Below are 5659 nucleotides of genomic sequence, written 5' to 3'. Positions count from 1 at the left end.
AGACCGAATACGACAGCTACGAAGAAAGCCTGAAAATCTACCGGGACTGGAAAAATACCATTGATACTGCGAAAATTAAATCGAAGGAAGAAGGACGCAAGGAAGGACTGAAAGAAGGACGCAAGGAAGGACTGAAAGAAGGAGAAAAAATCGGTATTGAAAAAGGAGCAAAGAAAAAAGCAATTGAAATGGCGCAAAGCCTAAAAGCTAAAGGAGTTGCAATCAGCATAATTGCTGAATGCAGCGGCTTGTCCGAAGAAGAAATCAACAGCCTGTAGGTTAGTTTGTAAGTTTTTTAGTTCTTAAGTTCGTAAGTTCTTGAGTTAAGCATAAGAGAAACTTAAAAACTCAAGAACTAAAAAACTCACAAACTTAAAATCACATCCGGCTCCGCTGCTCCTGACCGGCACCTGTACCTTTGTACTTACTCTTTGTGGCGTTGAATTTGTAGCGGACAGTCAAGGCAATGCTGCGACGTGATTCAGCATCCACCCAAATCGTACGGTTTCCACTATAAAGCGTACATTCAGGCTGAGCCGTATTCAACAGGTCATTAGCTTTCAGTTGAAAGCTGAGACAGCCGCTGAAAAAACTTTTATAAAGGGAGCAATTCAGTGCCCCGTATGGCTTCATATACTTGATAGTCTCTTCATCGCCTCGTGTAGAGACCATCATGTCCAAGTTGAACTGAAAACCTTTTGGAAAAGCAAACGTGTTATCCCATTGGAACACGCCGACAGGATTGTTGAAATTACGTCGGCCTTCCGGTGTGTCTACCCTAAACCATTGCTGGTTAAACATAAGGGTAAGCTGGGGCGACCAGATGCCTACGGACGGAGACAAGGTGAACGTGGCATTCAGTTTGTCTATTTCCGGAGCGTTAATATGGGTCAACAGGGAAACAGCGGGATTCTCTTCTGAATAAGCCCGGCTGTATTGTATTTCAACGTCTTTCCCATGGATGTAATTCACATTCAGGTACAGCCAGCCGTACGACATGTTCAACGAAACGACATGTTCGATAGCGGGTTCCAAATAAGGATTCCCACTTTCGTAGCTATAACGGTTGACATAACTGATGCCGCTTCGCAAATCGTAATAATCCGGCCGTTTGATATTGCCCGAATAGGTCAGCTGGGTCTGTACCTTCCCTATTGGAAAGGCGAGGGACACGGAAGGGAAGACGTTGTCATACACACGGCTTTGCTCGGCACTTTTCACCCCGTCTTCGTAATAATCCGATTTCAGATGTTCATAACGCACTCCTGCCCTCGCTTGAAGATTACCGAAGCTGTAGGCATATTCCGCAAAAGCCGAAACGGCATTTTCCTTAATGTCATTGTGATTGTCCTCCAGAATCCCTTCCTTATTAGTATATCAGCTCATCTGGCTGCTGTATGTATATTCAGTCCCGACGGAAAGATTCCCGCTCCATAGGGGATGTTCAGCTATCAGCTTGGCGGCATAAAGCCGGTTCTCTGTCAAGGCAAGGATCGTAACGGACTGTTCTGTCTGTACACCTCCGGCAGGGGTTACCAGTTCATCTGTATATTGTGGGTTTTTACTTTCCGTCCACATGCCGTCAGCGTTGAAATCAAGGCTCCAGTCTCCGGCACACCCGTTGTAATACATGTTCAGCAGGTGTCTGGTATCCGTGTAATCCGACATTCCCGTGCTTTGGCTCCTTTCATATTCGTTTTCGTCCCGGGTTACAGAAGTCTCCATACTGATATGCTGCAGATTCTTCGGTCTACGGTCGAAATCATAACGTGCGCCTATAGAATGGTTCTCATTGAACTGGTAGTTCAGCGAAAGCATGGCGGACAAGGTCTGCGAGTGATAGGGGCTGTTAAAACCCGAAGCTTGTTCCCATACCTTATCAAGGTAAGTGCGTTGTATTATAGTCTTATTGTCTTCAAATTTCTGGTTTACACCGAACAGCATCCCTCCCAAGTCAAACCCTCCTTTGCGGTAATTAAAATTGAACTGGTCGAGCACATTCCAATCGTATTGGTAAGAAGTGTAGAAGCGGTTATTGAAACCGAAGCCTTCGCCCTGCGCCTTTTTAGTAATAATACGTATCACAGCCTTCACCGATGCTTCATAACGTGCGCCCGGATTGCGCACCACTTCCACGCTTTTGACATTGTCCGACGAAAGCTGGTCAAGCTCCGAACTGTTTCTCATCTTTCTGCCATTGATGTAAATAACCGCATTGCCGCTTCCAAATACATTCACCGTACCATCATTTGCTGAAACGCCCGGAATGCGGTCAAGCAAATCATTTCCTGTACCTGCCTTTTCCAAAATCGTGCCCGCTACATTCGTTACCATGGCATCCCCTCTCAGGCGCACTTTAGGCAAGTCTCCCTTTACAACCACTTCGCCTAACAACTGCGCATCGGGCAAAAGCTGGATGGTTCCCAAGTCCGGTTTCTCTACCTTATTATATAGAGTGGCATAGCCAATGGAAGAGACCCGGAGCAGCAAGTCCGGCTTCTCACTTTTCAAAGTAAAAGCACCCGATTCGTCACTCACCGTTCCTGTCACAAAAGCGGAATCGAGAAAGGATAACAATACTACATTGGCGTAGGGCAAGGGCTGGTTCTTTTCGTCTGTCACCTTGCCCGTGTAGGTCTGCGCCGGAAGGATGGATGCCGCGCACAGACACAGCAAAAAGAATAAAATCTGTCTCATTTCGGTTGATTGTCTTTGTTTTGTTTGGCGCAAAGTTAAAGAGTATTATCCGATGAAACAAGAAATCCATCTATACAGCACCGTTCCTATAAACAGCTTATAATAAACGGATTACAAATTTTAAGGAAAGCCGAATCTATACAGATGCGGCATGTTCAGGCTTCCCAAACCCATAAGTCCAGGCTCTTCTTGTCCGTGATGCCGAGGCACGAATAGATTTTCTTCTTCACACGGTGCTTGCTGGTAGAGACCGAGGAAGGGGAAATGCCCAGCAGGGCGGCTATCTCACCGACAGTGAAGCGGAGCTTGATCAGGCAGCACAGCTCCACCTCGTATTCGCTCAGCGAAGGGACGGATTGCGAGAGGCGCCGGCAAAAGCCCCCGTACACCGTATCGCATATCTGGCGGAGCCGTGACATGCCTTCCGCCTGAAGGTACACCGGATGGGCATGGAGGGAGGAAAGCTCGGGGTATCTTTCCAGCATGCGGATGCGGAGCTCCTCGTTCTCCTACCTGGTCTGGCGAAGTTCTGCGGCGATGCGTTCCGTACCGACCGACTCTTCCGAAGGGAGGCGGAGCTTCTCCATTTCCTTACGCAAGCGGTCCGCATCACGGCGCAAGGAATCGTTTTCCTTACGTAGGGAGGCAAGCGTTTCCTCTTGCTCACCCAACTGGTCCGAAGCCTCACGCCCCTCGGCTATCTGCGCTTCCAGTTCCGCAATGTAAGCGTTGTTCCGGTCCATCAGCGACTCATGCTCGTGAAGCCGCAAGCCCAGACGGTTCAGTTCCTCTCCCTTTTCGTGTATGGCTATTTTCCGCCGCTGATAGAAATAAACCAACAAAACAAGCAGGACTAAAACTATAATAGTCAGTAGGAGAAGCAGACGGGAAGTATAAACCTTTTCCAATTCTAACTGCTGGTTTTGAGTTACTAATCTCTCTTTTTCATACTTCCCCCTATAAATAATAATCTCCTTACTTTTATCCAGTCTCTGCACCGAATCTTCATATGCACGCAATGAATCACAGAAATTAATCATGTATTTCTGATATTGAGGATGATAACTTAAACGTAATAAATTCCGGTAAACACCTCGACGTGTATAAACATTCGAATTTATTAACGCCTGCGTCAAATAAAAATAAGCAGAATCGTATTTTTCTTGATTCATATAAATCGTGCCTATACAATATAATGATTGAGCGGAAATATAATATTGTCCAAATTCATCCTTTTGCAATTCCAATGCTTTACTATATTCACCTTTATTAATATAGATACCGGCTAATTCCACTTTTATCCTCTGTTCAACATTAATAATTCCGCATTATGTGCTTCCATAATAGCTTTATCATAATAAACAATAGCTGAATCCAACTTATTCTTCACATGATAAGTTCTTGCTATACTTCTTAATGCATCTGCTTTATACTTAAAATAAGAAGTTTTCATTGCATAATCATAAGCCTTTTGACATACCTCCAATGCATAATCTGTTAGTTTTCTATAAAGGTATAAATTGCCAAGACTGGACATTACCAAATAGCCTAATGTATAATCATCGGTATGCGCCACTTCATCTTTAGCTTCCAGATAATATGTCATCGCCTCTTCGATATTCTTCAAATCATAATTCACCCCACCCATATAAAGTGCTGCCATCGCCTTACGCCGGGCATCATCCGTAGGCTTGTAATAATCATACGCAATACGAATCAACGAATCAGAAGGGATAGGAAGGTATTGCTTGTATTTCGCTTGCGTCACCAGCAGGCACCACAAGGCATGCTGCCCCTTATCCGCAGGCATGGGCATAGATTCTAAAATACGCAAGGCACTGTCGGGATGGTCGAACATCACCGCTTCCGCCCGCTCCAGTTCGGGCAAAGGGGCGGTTTTCCGCTGAGAGCAGCCGAAGAACAGGTTCATCACACAGAAAATCAACAATAGGCAGGTTACGGCATTCGGTTTCATGGCTTGTCCTTTTATGCCTGCAAAGGTATAACAATTTTTTAAAATCCATCATACAGGATTTACAATTCAATACGCTGAAACACAACAGTTCATCATATTTATCCCTTCTGCCAATAAACCTCATCCGACAACGCAAAAGCTTGCTTCGCCCGACACATCCTGCTCCTTTTCCCAGTCCTCCCAGCAAGGACTGCAGTCCTGACCTATCAGGACAGCAGTACTGGCTATAGAGGACTGAAAACGCAGATAGATGCTGACAGGAAAGCAGCTAACCGCATCGGGCGACACAAGCTGCCGCATCCAAAAACAATGCAAGAGGTATTGGCATCTAACTCCCAGCCCGCACCGCCATGTGTACAGGCTTAGAAATATTCGCATTTCATTTCTGACTGACCATCCTCCAACAAACTCAGAAGGCTGCAAGGAATTGCCAAACGAAATAACCGCACAATGCCAGCTTGACAACTGTTCCGAACAAGAAGCCCGCCAAAGAGCCGAACCCGGAACGCAAGGCATCTTTCAGGTTCTTGTCTCCCACCAACTCACCAATGACCGCTCCGAAGAAGGGTCCAAAAATGATTCCCCAAGGCGGAAAGAACAAGCCTGCTACCGTACCGATGACACATCCCCAATTGCCCCATTTGGTGCCTCCGGCATACTTCGTCCCCAACATCGGTATCACGTAATCGAGCACCTGCACCAGAACAACCAATACAGCCCACACAACCAACTGCACCGGAGTAAACTGCAACCGACCGGTGAAATGAAACAGCAACATGCCGACATAGGCAAGCGGAGGTCCGGGAAGTAACGGAAGCACACAGCCCAGCATACCCGCCACCAGACAAATGACACCTAATATGATAAGGAGTAAGCATTCGATAAACTACAGTCATTAAATATCTATATAATGATAGCGACTGTTACTATTGGATTCATAGTGACAGTCGCTATAGTTTTGTTGAACCTGTATGTTGACGTTGTGGT

At 46.0% G+C, this 5659-nt stretch carries 7 protein-coding genes and 1 pseudogene; 1 reads left to right on the top strand and 7 read right to left on the bottom strand.

What is annotated here, in order from left to right; all coding sequences use genetic code 11:
* Window positions 1-278 (top strand): annotated as a pseudogene (locus B5F25_RS20465) (hypothetical protein); the annotation flags it as partial.
* Window positions 279-378: 100 nt separating this feature from the next.
* Here the strand turns inward: B5F25_RS20465 and B5F25_RS22590 are convergent.
* The 7 genes from B5F25_RS22590 to B5F25_RS20440 all read right to left on the bottom strand — a co-directional run bounded on the left by B5F25_RS22590 (window position 379) and on the right by B5F25_RS20440 (window position 5555).
* Window positions 379-1356, bottom strand: a complete 978-nt coding sequence (locus tag B5F25_RS22590) for an outer membrane beta-barrel family protein (RefSeq protein ID WP_262483277.1) — start codon at window positions 1354-1356, stop codon at window positions 379-381.
* A 21-nt stretch (window positions 1357-1377) separates the two neighbouring features.
* A complete protein-coding gene (locus B5F25_RS22585; RefSeq protein WP_241148461.1) occupies window positions 1378-2697 on the bottom strand; it encodes a carboxypeptidase-like regulatory domain-containing protein in 1320 nt (439 codons plus the stop codon).
* A 155-nt stretch (window positions 2698-2852) separates the two neighbouring features.
* Window positions 2853-3182, bottom strand: a complete 330-nt coding sequence (locus B5F25_RS20455) for a DNA-directed RNA polymerase sigma-70 factor (RefSeq protein WP_022040829.1) — start codon at window positions 3180-3182, stop codon at window positions 2853-2855.
* Between the two features lie 24 nt (window positions 3183-3206).
* Window positions 3207-3737: a hypothetical protein gene (locus tag B5F25_RS20450; protein ID WP_140407005.1), complete on the bottom strand. Its 531-nt coding sequence runs from the start codon at window positions 3735-3737 to the stop codon at window positions 3207-3209.
* Window positions 3738-3994: 257 nt separating this feature from the next.
* A complete protein-coding gene (locus B5F25_RS20445) occupies window positions 3995-4672 on the bottom strand; it encodes a hypothetical protein (RefSeq protein WP_087251700.1) in 678 nt (225 codons plus the stop codon).
* A gap of 120 nt (window positions 4673-4792) precedes the next feature.
* Complete coding sequence (locus B5F25_RS21360; RefSeq protein ID WP_140407004.1) at window positions 4793-5050, bottom strand: hypothetical protein; 258 nt, start codon at window positions 5048-5050, stop codon at window positions 4793-4795.
* Between the two features lie 31 nt (window positions 5051-5081).
* A complete protein-coding gene (locus B5F25_RS20440) occupies window positions 5082-5555 on the bottom strand; it encodes a DUF456 domain-containing protein (RefSeq protein WP_206423574.1) in 474 nt (157 codons plus the stop codon).
* Window positions 5556-5659: the final 104 nt, after the last annotated feature.

It is taken from the genome of Bacteroides sp. An19 (assembly GCF_002160215.1).
In the GTDB taxonomy this organism is placed as follows: Bacteria; Bacteroidota; Bacteroidia; order Bacteroidales; family Bacteroidaceae; genus Phocaeicola; species Phocaeicola intestinalis.
Note: the sequence above shows the minus strand (reverse complement) of the source record. Positions and strands in the feature narration are given on the sequence as shown.